General features: G+C 43.7%; 22 protein-coding genes. 5 read left to right on the plus strand and 17 right to left on the minus strand.

Going from position 1 to position 21,197, the window contains the following annotated elements:
* The first annotated feature begins 146 nt into the window (after positions 1-146).
* The 5 genes from ACYZZR_RS07620 (at position 147) to ACYZZR_RS07640 (ending at position 3,663) form a co-directional block, all read left to right on the plus strand.
* Entirely contained in the window at positions 147-500 is a 354-nt protein-coding gene (locus tag ACYZZR_RS07620) for a hypothetical protein (protein WP_461533404.1), read from the plus strand.
* Positions 501-744: 244 nt separating this feature from the next.
* Positions 745-984 carry a glutaredoxin family protein gene (locus tag ACYZZR_RS07625; RefSeq protein ID WP_461533405.1) on the plus strand — a complete coding sequence of 80 codons (240 nt, stop codon included), beginning with the start codon at positions 745-747 and terminating at the stop codon, positions 982-984.
* Between the two features lie 41 nt (positions 985-1,025).
* Positions 1,026-1,373: a hypothetical protein gene (locus ACYZZR_RS07630; RefSeq protein WP_461533406.1), complete on the plus strand. Its 348-nt coding sequence runs from the start codon at positions 1,026-1,028 to the stop codon at positions 1,371-1,373.
* A 200-nt stretch (positions 1,374-1,573) separates the two neighbouring features.
* Entirely contained in the window at positions 1,574-2,905 is a 1,332-nt protein-coding gene (locus ACYZZR_RS07635; protein WP_461533407.1) for a hypothetical protein, read from the plus strand.
* A 20-nt stretch (positions 2,906-2,925) separates the two neighbouring features.
* On the plus strand, positions 2,926-3,663 hold the full coding sequence (locus tag ACYZZR_RS07640; protein ID WP_461533408.1) for a hypothetical protein: 738 nt from the start codon (positions 2,926-2,928) through the stop codon (positions 3,661-3,663).
* Here the strand turns inward: ACYZZR_RS07640 and lysC are convergent.
* From lysC to ACYZZR_RS07725, 17 genes are read right to left on the minus strand one after another with little or no spacing between them, the layout of a single operon-like run.
* Entirely contained in the window at positions 3,638-3,892 is a 255-nt protein-coding gene (gene lysC / locus ACYZZR_RS07645) for an Rz1-like lysis system protein LysC (protein ID WP_461533409.1), read from the minus strand. The two genes, ACYZZR_RS07640 and lysC, sit on opposite strands and share 26 nt — an antisense overlap.
* Positions 3,813-4,199 carry a hypothetical protein gene (locus ACYZZR_RS07650; RefSeq protein WP_461533410.1) on the minus strand — a complete coding sequence of 129 codons (387 nt, stop codon included), beginning with the start codon at positions 4,197-4,199 and terminating at the stop codon, positions 3,813-3,815. Before ACYZZR_RS07650 ends, lysC begins: the two co-directional genes overlap by 80 nt.
* On the minus strand, positions 4,196-4,747 hold the full coding sequence (locus ACYZZR_RS07655) for a DUF7338 family protein (protein ID WP_461533411.1): 552 nt from the start codon (positions 4,745-4,747) through the stop codon (positions 4,196-4,198). Before ACYZZR_RS07655 ends, ACYZZR_RS07650 begins: the two co-directional genes overlap by 4 nt.
* Positions 4,744-4,950 carry a hypothetical protein gene (locus ACYZZR_RS07660; RefSeq protein ID WP_461533412.1) on the minus strand — a complete coding sequence of 69 codons (207 nt, stop codon included), beginning with the start codon at positions 4,948-4,950 and terminating at the stop codon, positions 4,744-4,746. Before ACYZZR_RS07660 ends, ACYZZR_RS07655 begins: the two co-directional genes overlap by 4 nt.
* A complete protein-coding gene (locus tag ACYZZR_RS07665; RefSeq protein WP_461533413.1) occupies positions 4,950-5,423 on the minus strand; it encodes a M23 family metallopeptidase in 474 nt (157 codons plus the stop codon). The genes ACYZZR_RS07660 and ACYZZR_RS07665 overlap by 1 nt, the downstream gene beginning before the upstream one ends.
* Positions 5,335-5,616 (minus strand): hypothetical protein, encoded by a 282-nt coding sequence (locus ACYZZR_RS07670; RefSeq protein ID WP_461533506.1) that lies wholly within the window; start codon positions 5,614-5,616, stop codon positions 5,335-5,337. The genes ACYZZR_RS07665 and ACYZZR_RS07670 overlap by 89 nt, the downstream gene beginning before the upstream one ends.
* Before the next feature lie 3 nt (positions 5,617-5,619).
* Entirely contained in the window at positions 5,620-5,871 is a 252-nt protein-coding gene (locus tag ACYZZR_RS07675; protein ID WP_461533414.1) for a hypothetical protein, read from the minus strand.
* A 45-nt stretch (positions 5,872-5,916) separates the two neighbouring features.
* Entirely contained in the window at positions 5,917-6,186 is a 270-nt protein-coding gene (locus ACYZZR_RS07680; RefSeq protein WP_461533415.1) for a hypothetical protein, read from the minus strand.
* On the minus strand, positions 6,186-7,289 hold the full coding sequence (locus tag ACYZZR_RS07685) for a phage head spike fiber domain-containing protein (protein WP_461533416.1): 1,104 nt from the start codon (positions 7,287-7,289) through the stop codon (positions 6,186-6,188). The genes ACYZZR_RS07680 and ACYZZR_RS07685 overlap by 1 nt, the downstream gene beginning before the upstream one ends.
* The gene (locus ACYZZR_RS07690) at positions 7,286-7,819 is read right to left on the minus strand and encodes a hypothetical protein (RefSeq protein ID WP_461533417.1); all 534 of its coding nucleotides are present in this window, start codon (positions 7,817-7,819) and stop codon (positions 7,286-7,288) included. The genes ACYZZR_RS07685 and ACYZZR_RS07690 overlap by 4 nt, the downstream gene beginning before the upstream one ends.
* Positions 7,812-8,165: a hypothetical protein gene (locus tag ACYZZR_RS07695; protein WP_461533418.1), complete on the minus strand. Its 354-nt coding sequence runs from the start codon at positions 8,163-8,165 to the stop codon at positions 7,812-7,814. The genes ACYZZR_RS07690 and ACYZZR_RS07695 overlap by 8 nt, the downstream gene beginning before the upstream one ends.
* Positions 8,158-9,321 (minus strand): hypothetical protein, encoded by a 1,164-nt coding sequence (locus ACYZZR_RS07700; protein WP_461533419.1) that lies wholly within the window; start codon positions 9,319-9,321, stop codon positions 8,158-8,160. The genes ACYZZR_RS07695 and ACYZZR_RS07700 overlap by 8 nt, the downstream gene beginning before the upstream one ends.
* A gap of 37 nt (positions 9,322-9,358) precedes the next feature.
* Positions 9,359-16,573: a fibronectin type III domain-containing protein gene (locus tag ACYZZR_RS07705; RefSeq protein WP_461533420.1), complete on the minus strand. Its 7,215-nt coding sequence runs from the start codon at positions 16,571-16,573 to the stop codon at positions 9,359-9,361.
* Positions 16,534-16,932, minus strand: a complete 399-nt coding sequence (locus tag ACYZZR_RS07710; protein WP_461533421.1) for a C40 family peptidase — start codon at positions 16,930-16,932, stop codon at positions 16,534-16,536. The genes ACYZZR_RS07705 and ACYZZR_RS07710 overlap by 40 nt, the downstream gene beginning before the upstream one ends.
* Positions 16,929-17,411 (minus strand): hypothetical protein, encoded by a 483-nt coding sequence (locus tag ACYZZR_RS07715; RefSeq protein WP_461533422.1) that lies wholly within the window; start codon positions 17,409-17,411, stop codon positions 16,929-16,931. Before ACYZZR_RS07715 ends, ACYZZR_RS07710 begins: the two co-directional genes overlap by 4 nt.
* Positions 17,411-17,755 (minus strand): hypothetical protein, encoded by a 345-nt coding sequence (locus ACYZZR_RS07720; RefSeq protein WP_461533423.1) that lies wholly within the window; start codon positions 17,753-17,755, stop codon positions 17,411-17,413. Before ACYZZR_RS07720 ends, ACYZZR_RS07715 begins: the two co-directional genes overlap by 1 nt.
* Positions 17,756-21,022 carry a coiled-coil domain-containing protein gene (locus tag ACYZZR_RS07725; protein ID WP_461533424.1) on the minus strand — a complete coding sequence of 1,089 codons (3,267 nt, stop codon included), beginning with the start codon at positions 21,020-21,022 and terminating at the stop codon, positions 17,756-17,758.
* Positions 21,023-21,197 lie beyond the last annotated feature (175 nt).

The raw sequence follows: 21,197 nt of genomic DNA on the forward strand, positions 1-21,197 counted from the left end.
CACAGACCTATTCAGAATCGTGCCTTAATTGCGGAAAAGTTATTGAGGTGTCAACACAGAAAGACAATTCCCCAGAGTATTATACGGACGTGTATGTAAAATGTTCTTGTGGACACTCTGTTGAATTTAATCTTCCGGTGAACTGAATGTATATCAATCGTAAAGGTTTGCAGTTCAGTCGAAGGGATACATTCGATTACACTACGCTTGGTGATTTGATGATTACTTGGCTGGAGAAGTTTAAGGAGCATGGTAAATACGGGTGTCCGTATGACTACCTACCAGAAGGACATAGCCATACAGATGAAGAGATTGAAGCAGGTATTCAGGCCATGTATAAGGATATTGATGATTTAATCTGGGCGCTAGATGACAGTAATTCACCAGACCTTCTTGACCTTCCTTTTGAAGAATGGTTGCCGATGCAAAGGAAGTATGAAGATGAACGAATGGAAAAGTTGAAGTTGTTTCCTAAGTTGTACCAATTGCTATGGAGGTAGGAGTGAGATTGAACAATGGGAGAAGAGGAAGTGACGTTAGAAGAAATTTGCTACCACTTAATACCGAACGACGACGACTGGCAAATGGTCTGGTTCTTGTTGAAAGATGCTGGAATGAATGCTAGGATGTGCGACGATGAGCAACTATATTTAGCATATATGAAGGTACTAGAAGAATATGTATACTCATCAAAGTGTGATGAACTACGACAACTGATGTTAACTTACTGGAAGGAGAAAAAGAGTGAAAGAGAACCCGATTGAACAGTTGGTAATTTATGGTGCGCCCGGATGCCCCTATTGTGTAAAAGCAAAAGATCTTGCTAATGTGAAAGGTATCCGTGTTCAATACATTGATATTTCAAAAGACGTTGAATCCCGGAAGTACATTGTAGAGGATATTGGCGCACGTACTGTTCCTCAGATTTTCCATGAAGGGAAACATATTGGTGGGTATACAGAACTTGCGGAGTATTTGAAATGAGTCAACTCCTAGTCAATAAGATCGTATGTCCTGATGGTACTGTGCTTGAGTCTAGGCACAGATACGACTATCAGGAACATAAACAATCTGATGGTAGGATTTACTTTGTGGATGGAGGACTTGATTACCAGCGTATCGGGTTTTCTGATACTAAGTTTACCAACCATACATATCATGTAGGTGACGATCACTCTAAGATCAGGGAACACTTCACTTGGAAGAGTGTTCTTGATGAGAATGGCGAACGCCTGCCAGAACCAGTTTACAGGAAGTTGAAAGACATCACGGACGATCATTTAGAAGCCCTTATTGGGTTCACAGAAGAAGATTACCCAGACTACATCCATAATCTGTTTGTAGCAGAGAAATCATACCGTGAGGATAAATAATGACCCTTAAATGTCCACAGTGCCTACATGACGATGTAATACGTAAAGGTTATTGCTCGGATACAGGTAAACAGAGGTTTAAGTGCAAGGCTTGTGGTCATAGGACAGTTTCCCCATTAGGGATTAACTATGACGACCCTTCAATTGATAGAACCTCTGTATATGATAAAGTGCGAGAAGTCAAGAAGAAACGTCGGTGGTTGATTACATCTGCACAGAATGCTACCCCTGTGTTCCAGCCTGCACTAGATGCTTGTATGACTTGGTGTTCTCATAATTCAGGGGAACTTATTGTAATTCCAAATAGGTATAAGAACCCTACGTCACTATTTACAGATAAAGACCATGACTGGTGGCATCCGGCATTAGTTCCACACCTTGTGGATCAACGGATTGAATTATGTAAAGGACTGGTACTACTCGCAGACATTAAAGTTGTTCCTACAGCTAAAAACCCATTAACAGGTATGGAAGGATTCACTGGTAGCAATAGTTGTATTGTAGGCCACCCTCATTATCAATTCCACACGGTTGCTACTCGTGCCGGTGATTTGGCTAAGATAATGACTACTACGGGTAGTATTACGCTACCAAACTACACCAATAGCAAAGCAGGTAAGAGCGGGGATCACCATCACAGCTTGGGCGCTGTTGTAGTTGAGTGGGATGGTGAATGTTTCCATATCCGTAAGGTAGGGTTTGAGAACGACGGTAGTTTCATTGATTGGGATAAGCGATACACTGTAGGTGGTGTAGAGAAAGCACCTAGACCTAAGAGTTTGGTGTTGGGGGATTTGCATCAGAAATTTGTAGACAAAGACGCCGACAGAGGTACTTTTGAGTTTCTAATTCCTCAACTCAGGCCAGAGAAAGTGTTTATTGGCGATGCTATGGATGGGTTTAGTATCAGTCACCACCACAGGGGAGACCCCTTCCTGAAATGGGCCAAGCACCACTATAAAAGCGGAAATGTTAAACAAGAGATAGAAGAACTGTGTAGTTATTTAGATGCACGGATGCTGAACGACATTGAATACTACATTGTTCCCAGTAACCACGATTCTCATATCACAAGGTATATCAAGGAGACAGACTGGAGACACGACCCTGAGAATGCCGACTTCTATCTTGAAACGGCATTGCATATGATTCGCGGAACTAAGATGGTTGATGGTGGGGCTGAAACACCACGGCCATTTGACTATTGGGTTGGTAAACTATTACCTAAAGTTAAAGTTCTTGAGAGAGATAAAAGCTTTATGGTAGGTGACGTTGAACACTCATTTCATGGTGATCAAGGGCCGAATGGGGCTAGAGGCAGTGCTAGAAACCTAAGCAAGATTGGTGTAAAAACAACCATCGGACACTCCCATAGCCCCTGTTGTATTGATGCTTGTTATCAAGTAGGTACTTTAGCACCATCAATGAGGTATGCCACTGGGCCATCGGGATGGCTTGTTTCTCATGTATTACAGTACGCAAACGATAAACGAACGCATATCCACATCATTAAAGGGAAGTGTAAAGCATGATCGGAATAAAACCCGGACAAATGATACATACCAAAGAAGGTTATGATGTTGAGGTTTTAGAATACAAGAACTCTACAAGAATCTTAGTTCGGCATTTAGATAATGGGTATGAACAGGAAGTAAACGCAGTTAGTGTACGACAAGGAGCAATAAAGAACCCATATCATCCAACAGTATACGGTATAGGCTACTTAGGAGTAGGTGAGTACAGGAGTAGGGTGAACGGTAACAGACCCAAGGTCTATTCTCTATGGGTTGCAATGCTAAAAAGAGCGTATTCACCAAAGAGTCTAGCAGCTAGACCTACATACCAAGGGTGTTATGTCTGCAAAGAATGGCACAACTTCCAGAATTTTGCAGAGTGGTATTACCAACAACCAAATTCTGGTAAAGAAGGATTTACTTTAGATAAAGACTTAATGGTTTGGGGTAACAGGGAATATGGGCCATCTACATGCTCTCTTGTTCCACAGGAAGTAAATAAACTACTAACAGACCACGGGAATGCAAGAGGCGCTCTACCGATAGGCGTAATCGTCAACCCAAAAGGACTGTACATAGCACAGTTAAGTGTTCATGGGAGTAGGGTTAAATTTGGCCCTTATAGTACAGTAGAAGAAGCATACGCTGTTTATAAAATGGAAAAAGAAAAACACGTTAAGAAAGTAGCGATAAAATACAAAGATCAGTTACATCGTAAGGTGTTTGATAATCTTATGGAATGGGAGGTTACTAACGATCTTCAAGATACTCAATAAGAACCTGTACATCGCTTCTACATAGGCTGTACAAACTGTAAAGGTCGGGGAGGTAGTTAAGTGCCTCTCCTACTGTCTCCCCGCCGTAATATGTCTCAGGGCAATTTGGATATAGCGACTTAGGCACTGTCACGTACAGAGTACGTGTCTCAACTTTCGTCTGGAACAGCCCGCATCCCGTCAAAAGCATTACCGTGAGGAACATTCCAGCACTGATCCAAGTCTTCATTATTCTTCCTCTCTTCTTCTAGTTGCTTCTTAATGTCTGCAAGCTGTTCCAATAACTGTTCCCTACTATCGTTACGCTCTACTACAAACCTGTCAATCTTATCCATCTCAGAACGCAGTAAATCAATGGATTCATTGGTAGTTTCAAGAGCATTAGCTAACCCCTGTAGGTTGGCATAGGCAGACGCTAAATCACCTTTAATGTTGCTGTATGAAAGGATAAACCACCCTATGACGCCAACTACGATAGCTATCCAAACCCACTTGCTCTTTAGCAAACTCTTACCTACACTCAGCCACCCAATCATTTGTTAATCCCTTTGAATGGATTTGGTATAAACGTATTACCTACTCGTCGCTTTCTATTGGGTTCTTTTGGTAGCAGCTTGAAGCCAATTCGCCACTCTCCAAACTTTCCTAGATAGTAAAACCCTGTATACAGTCTCCATCCTTTACGTGCATAGACAAACTGCCACCCCGGAGCATAGTTATCTACATATACGTCACCAATATACTTCACATAGTCACAATCTGATTGACTAACTGAGAACAACTTTGATTGTGTGAGTCCATTGGCGGGGTTCCTGATAGCCAGCCAATAGAAAGCACTTCCAAACCCATACGGGTTCTTATAGAAGAGTGGATTGTATGCTTTGGATGTTCTGTATGAGTGATTCCCGTATATTCCATAGTCAGGATTATCCCACCAAGCAAAGAGTCTAGGTAGATGGTACACACCGTCTACTTTAGTTTTGAATAGAAGGGCAACAGGTACTACGATAACACCGATGAGTGCAATAACCACTCTCAGTAGCGACAAGGGAACATCAATAAACAACCACCATAGATATTTCATTTATCTCTTCTCCATTTCCATAAACCAATTATGAGTGAAGCAAATACAAAGAATGAGCCGTATGTTGTAGCTGTTCCCATTGGAATATCAGCAGGCGCATAGAATACTTTGAGTGTCACAGCCGTAAATAAGGCAATTCCCCATACAACGATGAGGATGGTCAGCCCGTAGTGTTCGTATAACCACTCAAGTATCTTTTCCATTACAACACCAACAGTACCGGAGTTGGGTCAACATAACGACCGTCTTTCAGTATTTCAAAGTGTATGTGGTTTGGTATTCCTTTGTAGCGTTTATCTAAGTCTTGTGACAACCCTACAATATCCCCTTGTTTGATTTCAGTCCCAACAGCAACCGTAGGATTTACATAGAAAAGACGGTATTTATAGTCTTTCTGCGTAATTTCTACGTAACGAAAGGATAAGTCATCACCATAAGGGTATCCGAGTTTAGTGACAGTACCGGACACAGGAGATGGTATTTTCTTATGTGGAGGCGTCAACAGGTCAATACCGTTGTGTGTTCTGCTACCACGAGAAGCGCCGAAGTGCCCGCATCCAAAACTATCGCACTTACGAATCTCGAAGTCAGATAGGTTCACGGATTTGTCCTTGCCAGAAGCTACTTGTTTCGAGGAGTTCAAATAATCTATCGTACTCTGCAATAAAGACCGCATGATCGTTTTCCTTCTTTAGAATAGGGAAACCGTTGATAAACCATCCGTAAGGACTTCCGTTTATCTGTGCAAGTTCAAGACTTGTTCCATTCTCAATACAATAACTACCAACTTCCAATTCTTTTGTACATTGAATGATGAACTCTTGCTCATCTACAACCAATACTCTGTTTACATTGTTTCTATAACGCATTTCTTATTGTCCAAACACCACTGACCAAATAGATACTGTAACGGTGATAATTGTCAAGGCTACCCCAGCAACCCAAGCTCCGAACTTCGTAGCCCCTTTCTGCTGATTTTGGTAGGCCCACTGACTGTCTTGTTTAGCCTCCATTCTCGATAATGTCTCACTGATAGACGCCAATGTTTTATCAAGTCTGCGCTCCAAAGCCCTAACTTCGGCTTTAGTGGTGGCTTGTTCAACAGTGAGCGTGTCTATTTTCATTCCGTGTTCATCAAGACGCTTCCAAATTGCATCATCAGACATAACTTACTCCTCTTCTGTACCATCGGGGAAGTATTGTTTGAAGGTCTGCTCATCCGGGAACTTGTAGCACACCGGGGTCACGCCACCGGCATAAATGCGGTGCGGTGTGACTGGTTGTGGATCAAGTTTGTATTGAGACAGTTCCGGAACTTCCAGCAGGAAGTTGACGTGGTACCCCGGTAGCCGCTCAAGCTCTGGGTATTCCATACCATCGTCGTCCGTGAGCATGACGCCTGTTGGCTTGTAGATATAGGGGATGATATCTGGTTGCATTAGTTGGCCTCCGGGGTCGGTAGATAGTAAATGCTTTCAACTACACCATTGCCACTCGGAACAATCTGAATGTCGGTGGCCTCAATGTCTGAGTCGTATGAAACGTCATACTCTTTCAAGTCTTCGGAATCCGACACAATAGACAGAGTTCCGGCTGCCAAAATAGTTTTTCCGACAGGGGCTTTCGCGGTGACAATAAAGCGGCCTTTATCATTCCGAAACTCCGCCCCCAACGTCCGAGAGCAATCATCAGCGACTCGGGTGACTTGTGAGCCAAATGTGGGGATGTGAGTTGTAGGATAAAGCCCAATTTCTGCGTTAATTGCTGCGACTCTTATGCTTTCCCCCGAAATAAGCCCTTTGCCACTCACACTTATATGAGCGGCTCCAGTCCCCATGCCTGCCGGTCTGGTTACATACAAGTACCACCAACCACCATTTACTTCACGCGCACCAAATGTCCCAAGACCGGCTCCAACACCTGTAACGAGTCCGGTGTTTAGGTCTAAAGTTACTCTTGCGAGAAAAGAGCCTGAGCTTGTTCTGGTCGTGTCAAGGGTTATGGAGTCCGCGTTGCCGGGTAAAAAATAGGCGGATAGCGCATAATTTTTGGTTACATCAACTATGCCGTCTTCTATTGACGCGCTAACATTACCGTCGGAATTCGCAGTGAGGTCTAGCCCCGCAATTGTAAAATTGGGGGTTAAACCTGAATCAGCAACTGTTGTTCTGGTTGTGTTGCCACTGTATAGGGAACCTGGATAGTTTAGATATTCGGCTAGATCGTTATTACCCGTTGCAAAATTCGTCCGCTGCTCCTCAATCAGTAGTCCTTCACGGTTCCCAACCAGCCGTTGCTCGTCAGTCAATACATCAGTTATTCCACCGGTTGCATTCCATGCTGTTGCTGCACTGCCCCGAGTAAATGTCAATATGTCATTGAACGGTTTTTGGGTAAGACTGTTAACAGGCCCTTCGTACACCTCATAGCGGTTGTTGGCGAAGTCAAGGGATAAGGTGGCCTCTGCCAGTAGTTCTTCGCGCTTCTGCTTTAGGCCTAAGTCTGTGACCGTTTTATATTGACCTAATTCACTAAGTTTCATTCTACTCTCCAATTAGTTCCATCAAAGACAAGGGACAAACCCACATCTAAATCATATTCCAATGTATTGTCAGACACATTCTGATAGAGGATAGGGCCATTGATAGTTGGTGTACCTGACTGTTTCATCAGATAGATAGTGTCTCCTACAACGGCGCTTGGAAGTGTCAATACGATACTGCCGTCCACTAGATAACGTTTATTTGCTTCTAGTGTGGAGGATGTATTAACAAGCACACTACCTTTGTCAAACTTATCGGCTTGTAAGTTGGAGATGTCTAGTTGCAATGTGTCAACATCACCTTCTGCTGTAGTGAGGCGAGCATCAATACCTGATACATCATCAGAAAGACTATCAACACTCTGTTGAAACTGTGCAATATCAGCAACACCTTGGTCATTAAGCCAATCTTCTAATGTCCCTGCATACCCAGCCTTTACAGCCAAATCATACGTAGACTTTCCCGGAGGCCCTTGTTCTGTTGTACCTATTGTTACAAACTGTTGGTCTCTAATAATTACATTAGACATATTCAATCTCCGTAACAGCTTGTTTCAAGAATGCCCTACCCTCAATGATACGTTCTACTGTCCCGTCAGAGTAAATAACTACCAAATCATGTCTTGCTTTATCAAATGAATAGGTATCTGTTATTTCAGCAGGTACTTCAACACTGATAAGGCCGTTTACGGGGTCGGGGCTTGATATATACGGAGTGAAGTCAGCAAGCAATGTGCCACCATACGTATCCCTCACTTCCATGGCATACGTACAGCCAGTCAAGTCAATAGGCTGTTCATATTTATCTCTGTATTCAAGGGAGAGTTTGTATGTTGCCCCTTGTTTGATGTAAATATCAAAGATTAGCTTATTCATACATTACCTCCCATACACCACTGTTATATATCATTATCAATTGTATGTTTTGGTCGTATTCTAGTTGTGTGTCTGTCTCACCCGCACACAGAATACTCTCTGTCGTTTCAATGACGGGCACTACCGACGCTAACTTAGTAAAGACATACTTGGTGCCATTAGCAGGAGAAGAGGGTAATGTATACGTTGTAGAGGCCGTTAAATACTCTCTTACACCAACAACACTCTCAATACCCACTTTCGTTGGGTAGGTGGCAATGAGTGTGGCTACGCCCGCATCGTTCTTATACAACTCTAGGTAGACGCTACTATCACCAGAAGGTGTTGAGAAGTATTCCCCATCATCTGTGCCAGCAATACCTACTGTCGTATTATCAAATACATTCCCGTTTACAGCAGAAGCACTAGCAGCATTCTCTGCAATAGTAGCACTGACATTAGCAGCATTTGCATAATTGTTAGCCAATCCAGCCTGTTGTGAAGCCACTTGTTCACTTGAAAGGGCGTTAGCGGCACTATCTGACGCAGAGGAAGCACTGTTGGCCGCATCTGTAGCAGACTGTTCAGCGTTTGTTTCAGATGTCTCCGCACCTTCTTGTGCAAGTTCTGCTGCTGCTTGTGCTGCCTGTGAGTCTGTTGCATATTGTAATGCTGATGCCAATGAAGCGAATTTAACTTGCTCTACGGCGCTTCCTGAATCATTCAGATATAGGACGAACTCATCACCCTCCGGCACAAAGAAGTATTCACCACTTGTTGTACCTGTCAGTCCTGCTGTTGTGTCAGGATAGATACCCGCAGAAGTAATAGCACCTGCATCCTGATTGAGAGATAGGAGTTGGTCTATACGTCTCATTGCACGAGTGAAGATAGCGGCTGTCTCAATATCCCCCTTCCTCATCTCCACAATGTTGTTTAGTGGTGTGAAGTCTCGTGCAATAGTGTAAGTTGTGTCTGTTACAGATGCCCCGCTGTAAGGAGTTGACAGGGTTAGCTCTGTATTTGATTCCACGCTTGCAACATCATAGAATACACCACTTCCAGTGACAGTGAAGGCATCACCACTCTCCACTTCACCAAGCCATGTTGTATTTGTTCCTACTGCTGTGGCGGAGCCGTTTGTTAATGTGACTACACCAGTTTTTATTTGGGCCACGTTTCTATCCTCTGAAATAGTGTTTGTTTGTTAGACATCAGCCACACATATAGATACATGCTACCATTTTGATATTTGACTCCTCTTCGGCCCAAGTTACAGGTTCCATACAGCGGGCTACGACATATCGCATATCTTGTCCGTCGTATCGCATGCCTTTGCCGGGAATAGATGATGTGCAAATAAAGTCGCCAATTTCAAAGTCTCCATTCTGTGAGCATACGTTGATTTGACCTTCACCCAACGCATTACCTACACTTGATAGATAATTATTTTGTATTTCTTCTAATTTTTCATCGCTAATTTCGGATAGCGCCGCTGGCAAAGACTCCTTTGATATCTCACGGCTGCCAACAAATACTCCGTAGAATGATTTTAATTCTTTTGATCTCGATATATCCACATAGGGTATAGTTTGTGATAACCCACTCTTTTCAAACTTCTCAGCAACCAAAATGTCGCCTTGATTTATTACTATCCCCTTTGGTATTAGGCCGTCGTGACCTCCTGTAAACGGGCCATAGTTTGTGCCAGCGGTGCCCCCCGCATAAAAATCAAAGAATGCGCTAGATGAAGTCATGGCATGGGAGTAACAACCGTGGTTGGAGATAGATGTAAATCTACCTCCGGTAGCTGTCGTTATCCCATGACCATATACCCCAGCCCGCCCCTCACTTATTCCTGAAACACCGTAACCACTGCCGCCAAGGTACCGAGAAATTCCAAAAACACCAATAGCATTTTGACCATTGGAGTCTCCATAAACACCGTACCCACCAGAATAATGTTTGCCGTACACACCATAGTTTTGAGAGGCACTAGCCTCACCGAAAACAGCTACCTCTCTAGCGCTACCGTCAACTAATACAGTTTCACCTATTGACGCGACCTTTACCCCTGAGCTATTATACGCACTCAAAGAGTTGTCTGTTTCTGTTATCTCTACACGTTTCCCAGATGCAGCAGTTCTTATAATACCGCCTGTTATTGTCGCGCCTGAAATCTCACCTGAGAAAGATGCATTACCTGAAGCATCTACAGAAAATTCAGGTGTATTTACAATTAGATTTGTTCCGTCATATTCAACTCTATTTCCTGACGGGTTTCCTAACACCCCTGTAGCGGCCTGCAACTCCCCTGAGAAGGTTCCACTTGCCCCATTCAGGTTTCCACTAAACGTAGCATTGCCCTGCGGGTCAACAGTAAAGTTGTCAGTATTTATTGCAAGTTTACTTCCGTTGTAGTCAATAAAGTTATTAGCACTACTTCCAAAATGAAAACTACCATTACTTTGAATGTAACTTCTAAAAGCTGTACCATCATAGTAGCCCAAGTACGCATCCGTGAGGTTCAACCCAACCGTAGCGGTGTCACTAACCCTATCCGGTATATTGGAGAGTGTACTTGTCCAATCTGCACCATAAGTAGCATTGTCTTGCGGTTTACCTGAACCTATAATATCAGTAGACCAATCGACACTGCTCTTCGTAGCAAGGCTACCCGCATCACTAAAGTTAGCAATTCCCTGAGAGCCACCCGTTATAGTAACCTTGCCGTCGAATGTTGCATTCCCGTTTTCATCAACACCGAATACCAAGTCACCAACGCTGTTAGTACCACTCAGCAAGTATACGCCTTCAGCACCAAAGTCTTTCGGCCCAAGCACTACTTCTACTCCACCGTTTACAGACTTGATCTGACCATTAGTGAAGATACTACCCGCACCGAGTTCACCAGAGATATTTACATTGCCACTACCGTCCCATGAAATATCCTGAGAAGCACCAATGTAACCTGTGCCGTCTGGTTTGAAGTGGAGTGTTTGTGTCCCTGTATTCCAAGCACGGATACCATTAAGTGTGTCGAGTTCTAAGCCTGTAGTTGTATTTCCAACACTAATCTTACCGGCAGTGAGCGTACCCATGTCTGCTGTAATAGCATCAAGAGTAGACACATTAATCTTATCAGACGTAATGGTGTCAGCACCGATCCTGTCAGCGTCCAACGTACCTGTAGTGATTTTAGCAGCATCTAATGTTGATATTTTAGCATTGGTTACGGCTAGGTCAGCTATATTGGCTGTTTTGACCTCCGCATTACCTATCTTAGCTGATATTATAGCAGCGTCTTTTATCTTAGCTGTGACAATAGCAGCATCATTGATCTGTGCTGTATCTACAGCAGCATTCCCGATCTTGGCATTAGTGATAGCCGCGTCTTGTATTTTACCAGTAGATACAGCGAGGTTCTTAATCTTAGCATTAGTTATGGCACCGTTTGCTATGGCCGCTGTCCCTACAGCTAAATCTTCAATCTTAGCAGACGTAATAGCAGCATCATTGATCTGTGCTGTATCTACAGCAGCATTCCCAATCTTGGCGTTAGTGATAGCACCGTTTGCTATCGCTGCTGTTCCTACCGCTAAATTAGCAATCTTGGTTGTAGTTACCGCACCATCAACTAACTTGCTGGCTTCTACGGAAAGGTCTGCCAACTTATCTGAGTCTACAGCGGCATCGGCAAGATTAATTCCTTGGAGTTGACCAGTAATCTTGTTGCCAGAAAGATCAACGCTACCGTTTGCAATCTTACTGGCATCTACCGACAAATCGGCAAGTTTATCTGAGTCAACAGCAGCATCAGCAAGATTTATTCCTTGCAACTGTCCTGTTATCTTGTTACCAGAAAGGTCAATAGCGTTATTAGCGATCTTATCTGTAACAATGGCAGCATCTTCTAGGTACTCATCAATGTTTACAGGTGTGATCCTATTTGGTGTTGCACTACCGGCGTTCACCACGCTACCTTGTACGCCACCCAATGTCTCAGGGATCAGTTTGTAGTAGTAGGTAGTTCCGTTAACAACGTCTGTGTCAACACTGCGCTGAACACTACCAACACTACCAACAACACTTGCGATCTTATTAGCTTCTGAAGGAACAAAGCCTGCTGTCGTACCGCGATAGATACCCACAGAGTAGAAGTTTTCACTGTTGGGGTTTGTCCATTCAATCACTACTTTCTCAAGGCCGCCTGATACACTTGCGTTAGTGATAACAGCAGGCGCTACACTACTTACAGCAGCGGAGATGGTTACAGGTGTGCTAAAATCCCCTTCAATGGAAGTAAACGAGTTAGCTCTAACCTTGAATGTATAATCTTCGCCCGGAATAGCATCCGTGAATCGGAAAGATGTTCCTGCTACGGTATATTGACTCTCACCATTAATGTCAATAGTGTAGTTAGCAATACGTGTATTTGTTACAGCGTCCCACGTTACATCAATATATGAAGTGCTTTGTAGCCTGTTATCATATACATTAGTGGTGGCCGCTACGTTGGTAACAGTGTCAGGTTTAGTGTTATCTAGGTCTGTTGTAACAATCTTTAGCGTGGTGGCAGTCAACTCCGTAGAGAATATATCTACCTTACCGAAAGCATCATACGGACGCAGGATAATGTAGTATTGCGTGTCTGTTTCCAAACCACCAATAACTACTTCTGTGTCTGGGCCGTCATATACCAATGTATCATCATTTACATCGAAGCCTGTCTCAGTTCCAACCCAAACTTCTACACCCTGATAGTCGAGGTCTGTGGGTCTGTTGTAACTTACAGTGATAGTACGGAAGCCCGGAATAAGCTCAATACCTGTCAACGGTTCTGGTGCAGGGTTAGCCACATCCAATACAGCAGGCTTATCACTCTCTTGATTCTGCCGTGTACGCATGGTAACGCTGATACGGAAATCACGATAAGCACCAGCGACACCGTAACGACGCTCATAGTCTTCAGCGTTCTTTTCGTAGGTGTATGTGTAGATGTTGTCTACGACATTCTCCGTCCTAACCACTTCATCGTTAGCAATAATCTCTACTTCATAATCGCGGAAGTATTGGTCAAGTACAGCGTTAGAAGCACCTTTAAGCCCTTCGTACCCCAAGTCAACCCAATCATTAAGAGTGGATTTACGCCATGTGAACTTAGCATCACGACCAGTAAACTCTGTGTCGTTGCCTTGGTCAAACAGTTCTAAGCCACGTACATTAGGTGCCGGTAGTTCTTCAAAAGGATTGTCTTCTGTGTATTCAGGGTCAGAAGTATTTGTTGTGGTGATGATTTTACTCAACCCGTTCTTATTCACCACGCCGTATATAGAAGCAGAACGTACACGAATTTCGTATTGACGACCATCTGCATATACCTGAACGTCAATAGAATTAGGGTTTTTCCAACCTAGTGTTCCAATGGTAGCCCACGTATCCTGTCCGGGTTGCCTATACTCAGCAATAGCGTACAGGTATCCATTCATTACTTCAGGTGGAGTAATTTCAATGGTCAGAGTAGACCAACGTGCATCGGGTGTCTTCGGTGTATCAACAGCTTCAGTAACAGTGAAGTCTTCTACATCCGGCGCAGGGTCGTTCTGTAATTCAATCTTCTTCTCTACTGAGAAAGGAGAATATACACCTGCTTCGTTTACAGCTTTGGCGCGCACATAAATAACATTCCCTTGATTATTACTTACAGGGATACGGAAAGTACCATCGTCAGCAGGAGATACGCCCCCATCTTGCCAATCGCTTTCAATATCAATAGGGTCGCCATTTTCATCAAACTCAGGCGGATCATATTTGTACTGTAGACTGAATCGTGACAGTAAAGCCCTGTCACCACGCTGTTGAGATACATTGACAGTTATAGCATTACTTTCGTATGTGAAACTACCATAGTTAACGCTAATAACCGGGGCCAGTGGCGCAATATCCCTTGGACGCTCGGGATTCAGATTAGACTCGTACTCGGGAAGATAACCATTATCAACAGTAAATAGATTATCTGCGTAGTTTACGAGTGTCAGTGCAGCTTCGTAGTTGTTGCTATAGGTAATCTCTGTCACCAAACACTCTAATGTCTGTGTCCCGCTCTCACCATAAGCAACCAAATTACCAACTTCAACGTAGGAGGGTAGAGACCCTGACCACCAACCGTCACCTTGGTACGTTGCTGTGGTGTTATAGAACTGTGTGCCATTAGATACAGAACGTATTGTCAGTGTGTACGTCTGCCCCGCTGTCAGGTTTATAGTTTCATCAATTCTAAAGGTGTATCCGTCTATCTCTTTAATGAAACCTTGACCTAAACCAACATCAATAACATCGTGCGCCAGCAAGACTTTATCACCACGACGAGCAATCAAACTTTCAACATCAGTCTCTAATTGATACACTTCTCGTCGGAGACGTTTCTCGAAAAATGCGAATCGCGCATGTTTACGTGCAAGAGACGGACTGGTTGTGCCCCATACACTAAAATCTTCGTACCTACCAGTAATCTTTGCTCCCGGCTTCGGTCGATTTATATTTCCTGAATAGAATTTATCGGGGTCTCCGTAGATACCCTCGTCTTCCTGTTCTTGGAAATCCGCGTTAGCAAATGTGTACTTAATACCGTCAGTTTCAAGATCAAACTCGCGCCGAGATTTCAATCCCCTGCTGTTTTTAGTAGTAAACACCTGAGTGGGGTTCAACTGTGGCCTATTTTGTATAACACTGAACTTCCCATCTCTCATGGAGAAGAAAGCCCTTCCAGTAAACGCAATGTTGTTAAGAAGGTCTTTTAAGTTGGTGGGTTCATTTACTATCTCGTTACATTGCCAACCTTTAGAATTACATTCAGAGTACCAAGCAGATAAGGAAGCATTATCTATTCGGCTGTTATCTACAGCTGCCCCATTAAACGGCCCCTGTAAAGCCCACTTGTAAATGTAGGCCGGGTTATTGCTATGGAAGAAGGATGTATTGTATATACTAAAATTCTTCCAGTCGTTGTATATCCCCGCCGGGGTTAATGACTTAGCTCGGCAGTTCAGGTTATCAATAACTCCAGATAACTGCTCTGTCGCACGTACATCTAGTGCAATAAGTACAGGGTATCGTTTAATGGAATAATCGATACCAAAATAACTATCGGGAACATTACCTGCTAATTCGTAAGTTATGGTGTTAAGTTGTAGAGTTGTTGAGAACCCCGCACTATTTACATCGTAATCATGACCATTGCGCTTAACTTCAAATGGTACATCACCTGTTAACCTAGCGCCAGTAATAGGATCAATAGGTACAAACGACCAAGATTTAATCAATTCATCCCTAGTGGCGTGCCAATAACTTTGAGTATTTACATAATGATAACCTCCGTTTCCGGAACTACCATCTCGTATATAAGCATACCCATTACGTTCACTATCAACCCACGGTGTAATGTCAAAGTCTAAATCGTTACCGGCACCGCTTGTTTTATCAGCGTAGACAATGTAATATCTGCCATTCCTCTTTACTACATCTTGTGTCGGTACGTACCCTGACGATGAACCTCCTATACGGGCAACAGAGTACCATCCTCTTCCCGGTACATAATATCTAAACTGGAAGCCGCCTACACTGTGACCAACGTTACCGTCATCTGTTCTCCACAACCCTTGCGGATAAACCATCTCAAAGGTTATTTTGTCTGTACCTGCTGGGGCACTCCTACTGATATAATTCAGTTTGCCTAGTTCTTGGTTAACAACGTCCTGCTGAATATCCTTATTCCAAATAGATCGGATACCAGATGTCGATTTAGTAGTGTTCCAATCAAGAACCGAATAGTTTATATCATCAAATGACCATATAGGACTATCGCCTATCTTAATATCTGAGATATTGAGCGGCCCATAACCAACACATAGTAGCATTTTCAACCATTGTTCTTTACCTTTCCAGTAGGTGTATGGCTGTGCGGCATAAACAGGTGTTACTCGGCGGTCTCCTAGAATTACAGGGATTGGTTCATACGGGGTTGCTTCGTTTCTAGCCCCCGTCACCCGCTTTAGGCGCTCTCCTTGCCCTTTATCAGTTGGTTGATCCAACATCTTGTACAGTTGATAACCAGCATAAATAGCAGCAGGAATAAGACCAAAGACAGGGAATACAAAAGCAGCAACACCTAACCAATCATCGCTACCGCCTTGAGGAACTTGACAAATACTTACATAATCTTTCTCAGAAGTAACATAGTCCCAATCGGACTGCTCTTCGCCGTTAACATAGATTTTAGTATGTTGCTCGGATAGACCAGAGTAACTATTGAAAATATCACGAAGAGATGTGCCTACTTCGACACTCTCGAAAATAGGGCTGAGTACGGGTGCCTTGCTTACAACGACATTTACTTCTTTCTGTAGAATCCCTCTATCTTTCGTTTCCATTTCATCTCCGTAAAGTTTTCAATAACTACGCCGTGTTTACGACCAGTGTGAATCATTGTTGTGCTGTCTAAGCAAAATCCTATGTGTAACGGTTCACCTAGAACATTAAGAAGGATAACATCTCCATATTCAGGGCTATCAACTTCCTCGAACATCTGTTGTTCCATTAGTACAGATTGCAATTTCTCAGATGTCTCGTGACATTCATCAATAGAAGGAAGGGTTATGTCCTGATACGTAGTTAGATGTACATCGAACAATTCCTTATATAGTAGGACAACTAAACCCCAGCAGTCTGCGCCTTGTTTAGTACGTCCGCCTTCAACATAAGGGAGGGTATAAACCCATGTAGGAATCATTGTACGCCTTCAAAGAGTCCGGGGAAGATGTTTGGTGTGAATCTATCTCTAGGAATCTGTACGTGTAACACAGGCTCTACTTCCAGTTCAATAGAAATAGCACTCTCGTCAATGTTGAATGCAGCAGATTGGTAGTTTGCAGGGCCAAACTCTGCAATGTTCGGATTACTGCCTAGAACAATCCAAATATCAATAACCAACACTTCATTTGTTTCACGCAAAGCACGTACAATCTGAATATCGGCAGCTTCAAAGTTCAGTGTTGCTCTAGGAGTACCTTCTTCTGTATCGTCAGGTAGTTGCAGATCAAATCTACTCTTTTGATAAAGGTGGCTACTACCACTAACACTACTTGTAATACTTTCATTGTTGTTGGCAAAATAGAATGTCTGTCCCTCAAATGCTACACGCATAAGGGTAATCATTGGGTTCCCGCCACCATTGAATGCTTGATCTAAGAACTGGTCTGAAAAAGGCATTACGGAAGTTTCTCCAAGGTAATTGTTACAATCCAATCAAGTCCTACACGTTCGCTATCGTAAGGTTCAACAAACCTATAGGCTTTATCCACGTTAAGTACAGGGTCAGGTTTTGTAAACTCTTCACTACCATTAGACAGTGTGTTCTCGTAGAAGTTGATGAAGGTTGCGTACTGTGTACTCGTCATGTAATAGCGTTCCGTTACATTATTTAGTACAGCAGTAAATCTATTACGTTGCTTTGTGTACCCATCAAACTCTGAACGCATCACGCTATTTTGTGGCGTATCTCGAAACCCCTCAAGGAGAGGGGATTGTGGTAGTGTGCTAGGCCAATCTGCCATTTATACTCTCCTTCCGGGGCGTTGGATTCCGAAGTTACCGCGCATCTCTCTGTCGAATGTTCCACGACTCATGCCATTACGTACAACATCCTCAATCAACAATTCAATTCTACTATTACCGTATTGGTCAGTTGTTTCCCTAGTTTGCACTGGCGCTCCACCAGAGCGGTTGTCGTTAACAACTATGGTGGTTCCCGAACCGCCACCAGCACTACCGCCACCAACCAATCCGCCACTAGAGAAGTTAGCCATCCTACCTTGGTTCATAGCGTTAAGATTAGCCACGCCAATCTTTCTTACAGCGTCAGCACGTAGTACGTATTCACCGTTAGAAAGGTTTGCAGGAATATCATCAGAAGTACCTGTTCCGGGGCCACGTACAAGACCGCCTGTTGCGTAGTTGGACGACTGTATTTGCGCTATTTGGGCACCAAATGTGGCACTGAGTAGGGCTGTCATAGTTCCGCCCACGGCAGCAGTAACAGCTGGGCCAGCAGGGCCAGCCATTTTACCCGCCTCTGTAGCCATTACCCAAGCGTTCATAACGGCCATAGCGTAGTTTACAGTAGCTTGTGCCATTGCAAAGGCTTTCCATTCTTTACTACCTTTACGTCCCATTGTTTCAAGTGCAGTAGTTGCTTGACTCATGATATTACCCATGTACCCAAGGGCTTTACCTGTTGTTTGTGCCCAATCCGCAACCTGCAACAGAGGCTTAACCTGCTCTGCGTTTTCTTGCAGTGCCTTCCAATGCTCTGTGGTCATGGCCTTTTCACGACCAAAATACTCAATTAGACGCTGTTCGCGTTGTGCAAGCTCTAAATCTAAAGTTTCAATATCACCAAACGGAGACGAACTAACTTCCCTAGCACTCTCGTTAATTATCTTATTCTGGCGAGCCATGAAGTCTTTTATAGCAGCTTCATCTACACCGGCACTCTTTAATTGAATAGCCTGAGTCATTATATGAGATACTTCACCGCCTTGCATAAACTGCTGACGCTTCTGATAATCTTTCTGCATTTGGTCAAGAAGCTGCTCTCTACGTTTCTTCTCCTCTTCCATTTGCTTAATTCTATCTTCAGCGGCCTGTACAGTTGATACATAAGCCTGACCCTCTTCAATCAATGCTTGTGCATTCTGTATAGTGGCATCTTTTGCTGCCAGTTTCTCAATCCTGTAGCGCACAAGTGCTTGCTCAGATAAACTAACAGTTTCGGCTTCTTCTTTAAGACGCGCAATGTACGCAGTGGCTTCGTCAGCAGCAGTTTTTGTTGTCTTACCCAGTTTTTCCTTTGACTTATTAAGTCTTTCAAGTATACGTAAGTATTCTTCATTACCAGTGTCAGCATACAGCCGGTTAAGGAGTGCTACTTGTTCCCTATATAAACGTGTCTCTTCAGTGATGTCTCCATACTCGTCTTTAAGCTGTTTAAGCATCTCCCATTCACGTTTTACGGTATCGGCTGCCTTGCTACCTTTTTCTAACTTATCTAATCTATCTGCCAACCTCTTAAAAGCATCAGATGCAGCTCTACTTGCCCTACCTGAATCCTCAAGCGCCTTTCTTGCTCTCTTCAACGACTCTGGGAGGTTATCCAGTACCCCCTGCACATCTTCGCCTTTACGTATTGCTTGTACTGCTGCTGTGGCAACAGATGATAGTTCGGCAGCAAATAATGTAAACTCATCGTTTGCCCCACTTGCATTTTTTTCCAAATGGTTTAATGTATCTATAAGACCCTGTAAGCTACCTTCGTTTGCCTCAGACTGTACCTTAGCTACAGACGAGAACAAGGATAGTGCCTCTTCTTCAGCAAGTCCAAACTTTTCAGTTGCCTCTTCTGCTGCGGCAGATATAGCAGAGAGAGCAGTCTGTACGCCACTCGACGAATTACTTACGCTGCCTGATAATCTGTTATATATCTCCTCTGCCTCCATGCCAGCGTCTGTAAGCCTTTTTATCTGCGTTATACCAGCAGTGAAGAAGCTCTCTTGATCACCTAAAAGAGCCTGTAACGTCTCACCTGTATTATTAATCTCCCTCTGAGCCTCGACATACTGCCTTTTTAGTTCTAGGCGCGCAGCCCCCTCAGAAACCTCTGCTAGTTTTAAAATAGATTCTGATAACACAAGCGCACCTTCAGATGTACTTTCAAAGCTACCGCCAAGGTCGTCTACAACATCCCTAAGAGCTTTAGCACCATCCTTGGCAACTTTACTGTTACTAACGACGTACGCCAGTGCTGAACCGATAGCCAATACAGCGCCTGCCATTGCGCCAGCAGCACCAAAGAAACCCAACAACTGAGAGCCTTGCTGACCAAGGATAACGAGAGCATCAGTACCCATCTGCGCCTGTACAGCAACGTCTTGCAACTGCAAACCGAACTGTGATGCAGCAGCACGACTAGACCTGAACCAAGAACGAGTATTAGCTGTAGCTGAATTCAAGCCTGTAGTTGCAACACTTGCCTTTATCAATTCCTGCTGCATTCGCTCATAAGAAGCTGTTAATGCGATGTTTGATACTTTGGCACCAGAAGCCATGGCCTTGTAGCTCCTCACTGCCATCGTGGCTCTCATCAATGCGTCAATTCCGGCGCGTGTCTCGGCAGCAGTATTTCTTTTCATTACCAAAAGCTGCTTTTCAGCCTGCTCTACTTGTGTGTGTGCCTTCAGCAACCTAGTCTGTGTTGCTGTCTGGTCTCTTGTAGCCTTAGAAGCAGCGTTTACTTCTGGTACTAGTTGCCTATACGCAGCAATTTGGTTCTTGGTATTATTATTACTATCTTTGATCGTATTCTTTGCATCATCAACAGCAGCTTTCATTCTGACTTGGGCGCGAGTTGCCTCAACACTACCCGCACCTAGTTTGTCAACTGCATTCCTGTAATCTTCTGTTGCTTTACGTGCTGCTGATAATGCGGACTGAGTAACTTCTGTTACGTTGAGGTTGTCACGTTCTGCACGCGCTAGTGCCACTAGGTTCTTTTCGGCAGTAGCGTGTGCTTTGATTCGTGCTTTTTCAGCAGCATCTACTCGATTAGCGGTCGAGGCAAGTTGCGTATTTGATTTAGCTAATTCTTTTGCAGCTTGTGCCTGTGCGTTCTGAGATTTAGCAAGGTCATCGGCAGCTTTGATCAGCTTCTTAGAGTCGTCTGCTACTTTGTTGAATGTGCCTTGGAGAGCTTTAATGGCCTTTTCCGCTTCACGGACAGAGCCAAAGTTTATTACTACACTACCTTTTAACTGCCCTACGTCCATTACTTTCTCTCCTTTTTAGGCAACTGGCGGGGAGGAACGTTGCTTCCTTTCTTACCTTTCTTTTGTAAGGCTTTCTTCTCCTCTTCCGCTTTAATCTTGAAGTATGCACACCAATAATCAAATTCATCAGCGGGCATATCAAGTATCTCATAATGAAATTTCCCCAAGGTTTCTG

Origin of the sequence: Sinomicrobium sp., from assembly GCA_029266035.1 — a bacterium.
In the GTDB taxonomy this organism is placed as follows: Bacteria; Bacteroidota; Bacteroidia; order Flavobacteriales; family Flavobacteriaceae; genus Sinomicrobium.

What these genes read in the sequence shown, in the direction of transcription:
- ACYZZR_RS07620 (WP_461533404.1), top strand. Translation starts at nt 147, where the DNA reads ATGTATATCAATCGTAAAGGTTTGCAGTTCAGTCGAAGGGATACATTC.
- ACYZZR_RS07640 (WP_461533408.1), top strand. Translation starts at nt 2,926, where the DNA reads ATGATACATACCAAAGAAGGTTATGATGTTGAGGTTTTAGAATACAAG.
- lysC (WP_461533409.1), bottom strand. Translation starts at nt 3,892, where the DNA reads ATGAAGACTTGGATCAGTGCTGGAATGTTCCTCACGGTAATGCTTTTG.
- ACYZZR_RS07650 (WP_461533410.1), bottom strand. Translation starts at nt 4,199, where the DNA reads ATGATTGGGTGGCTGAGTGTAGGTAAGAGTTTGCTAAAGAGCAAGTGG.
- ACYZZR_RS07655 (WP_461533411.1), bottom strand. Translation starts at nt 4,747, where the DNA reads ATGAAATATCTATGGTGGTTGTTTATTGATGTTCCCTTGTCGCTACTG.
- ACYZZR_RS07660 (WP_461533412.1), bottom strand. Translation starts at nt 4,950, where the DNA reads ATGGAAAAGATACTTGAGTGGTTATACGAACACTACGGGCTGACCATC.
- ACYZZR_RS07665 (WP_461533413.1), bottom strand. Translation starts at nt 5,423, where the DNA reads ATGCGGTCTTTATTGCAGAGTACGATAGATTATTTGAACTCCTCGAAA.
- ACYZZR_RS07670 (WP_461533506.1), bottom strand. Translation starts at nt 5,616, where the DNA reads ATGCGTTATAGAAACAATGTAAACAGAGTATTGGTTGTAGATGAGCAA.
- ACYZZR_RS07675 (WP_461533414.1), bottom strand. Translation starts at nt 5,871, where the DNA reads ATGAAAATAGACACGCTCACTGTTGAACAAGCCACCACTAAAGCCGAA.
- ACYZZR_RS07680 (WP_461533415.1), bottom strand. Translation starts at nt 6,186, where the DNA reads ATGCAACCAGATATCATCCCCTATATCTACAAGCCAACAGGCGTCATG.
- ACYZZR_RS07685 (WP_461533416.1), bottom strand. Translation starts at nt 7,289, where the DNA reads ATGAAACTTAGTGAATTAGGTCAATATAAAACGGTCACAGACTTAGGC.
- ACYZZR_RS07690 (WP_461533417.1), bottom strand. Translation starts at nt 7,819, where the DNA reads ATGTCTAATGTAATTATTAGAGACCAACAGTTTGTAACAATAGGTACA.
- ACYZZR_RS07695 (WP_461533418.1), bottom strand. Translation starts at nt 8,165, where the DNA reads ATGAATAAGCTAATCTTTGATATTTACATCAAACAAGGGGCAACATAC.
- ACYZZR_RS07705 (WP_461533420.1), bottom strand. Translation starts at nt 16,573, where the DNA reads ATGGAAACGAAAGATAGAGGGATTCTACAGAAAGAAGTAAATGTCGTT.
- ACYZZR_RS07710 (WP_461533421.1), bottom strand. Translation starts at nt 16,932, where the DNA reads ATGATTCCTACATGGGTTTATACCCTCCCTTATGTTGAAGGCGGACGT.
- ACYZZR_RS07715 (WP_461533422.1), bottom strand. Translation starts at nt 17,411, where the DNA reads ATGCCTTTTTCAGACCAGTTCTTAGATCAAGCATTCAATGGTGGCGGG.
- ACYZZR_RS07720 (WP_461533423.1), bottom strand. Translation starts at nt 17,755, where the DNA reads ATGGCAGATTGGCCTAGCACACTACCACAATCCCCTCTCCTTGAGGGG.
- ACYZZR_RS07725 (WP_461533424.1), bottom strand. Translation starts at nt 21,022, where the DNA reads ATGGACGTAGGGCAGTTAAAAGGTAGTGTAGTAATAAACTTTGGCTCT.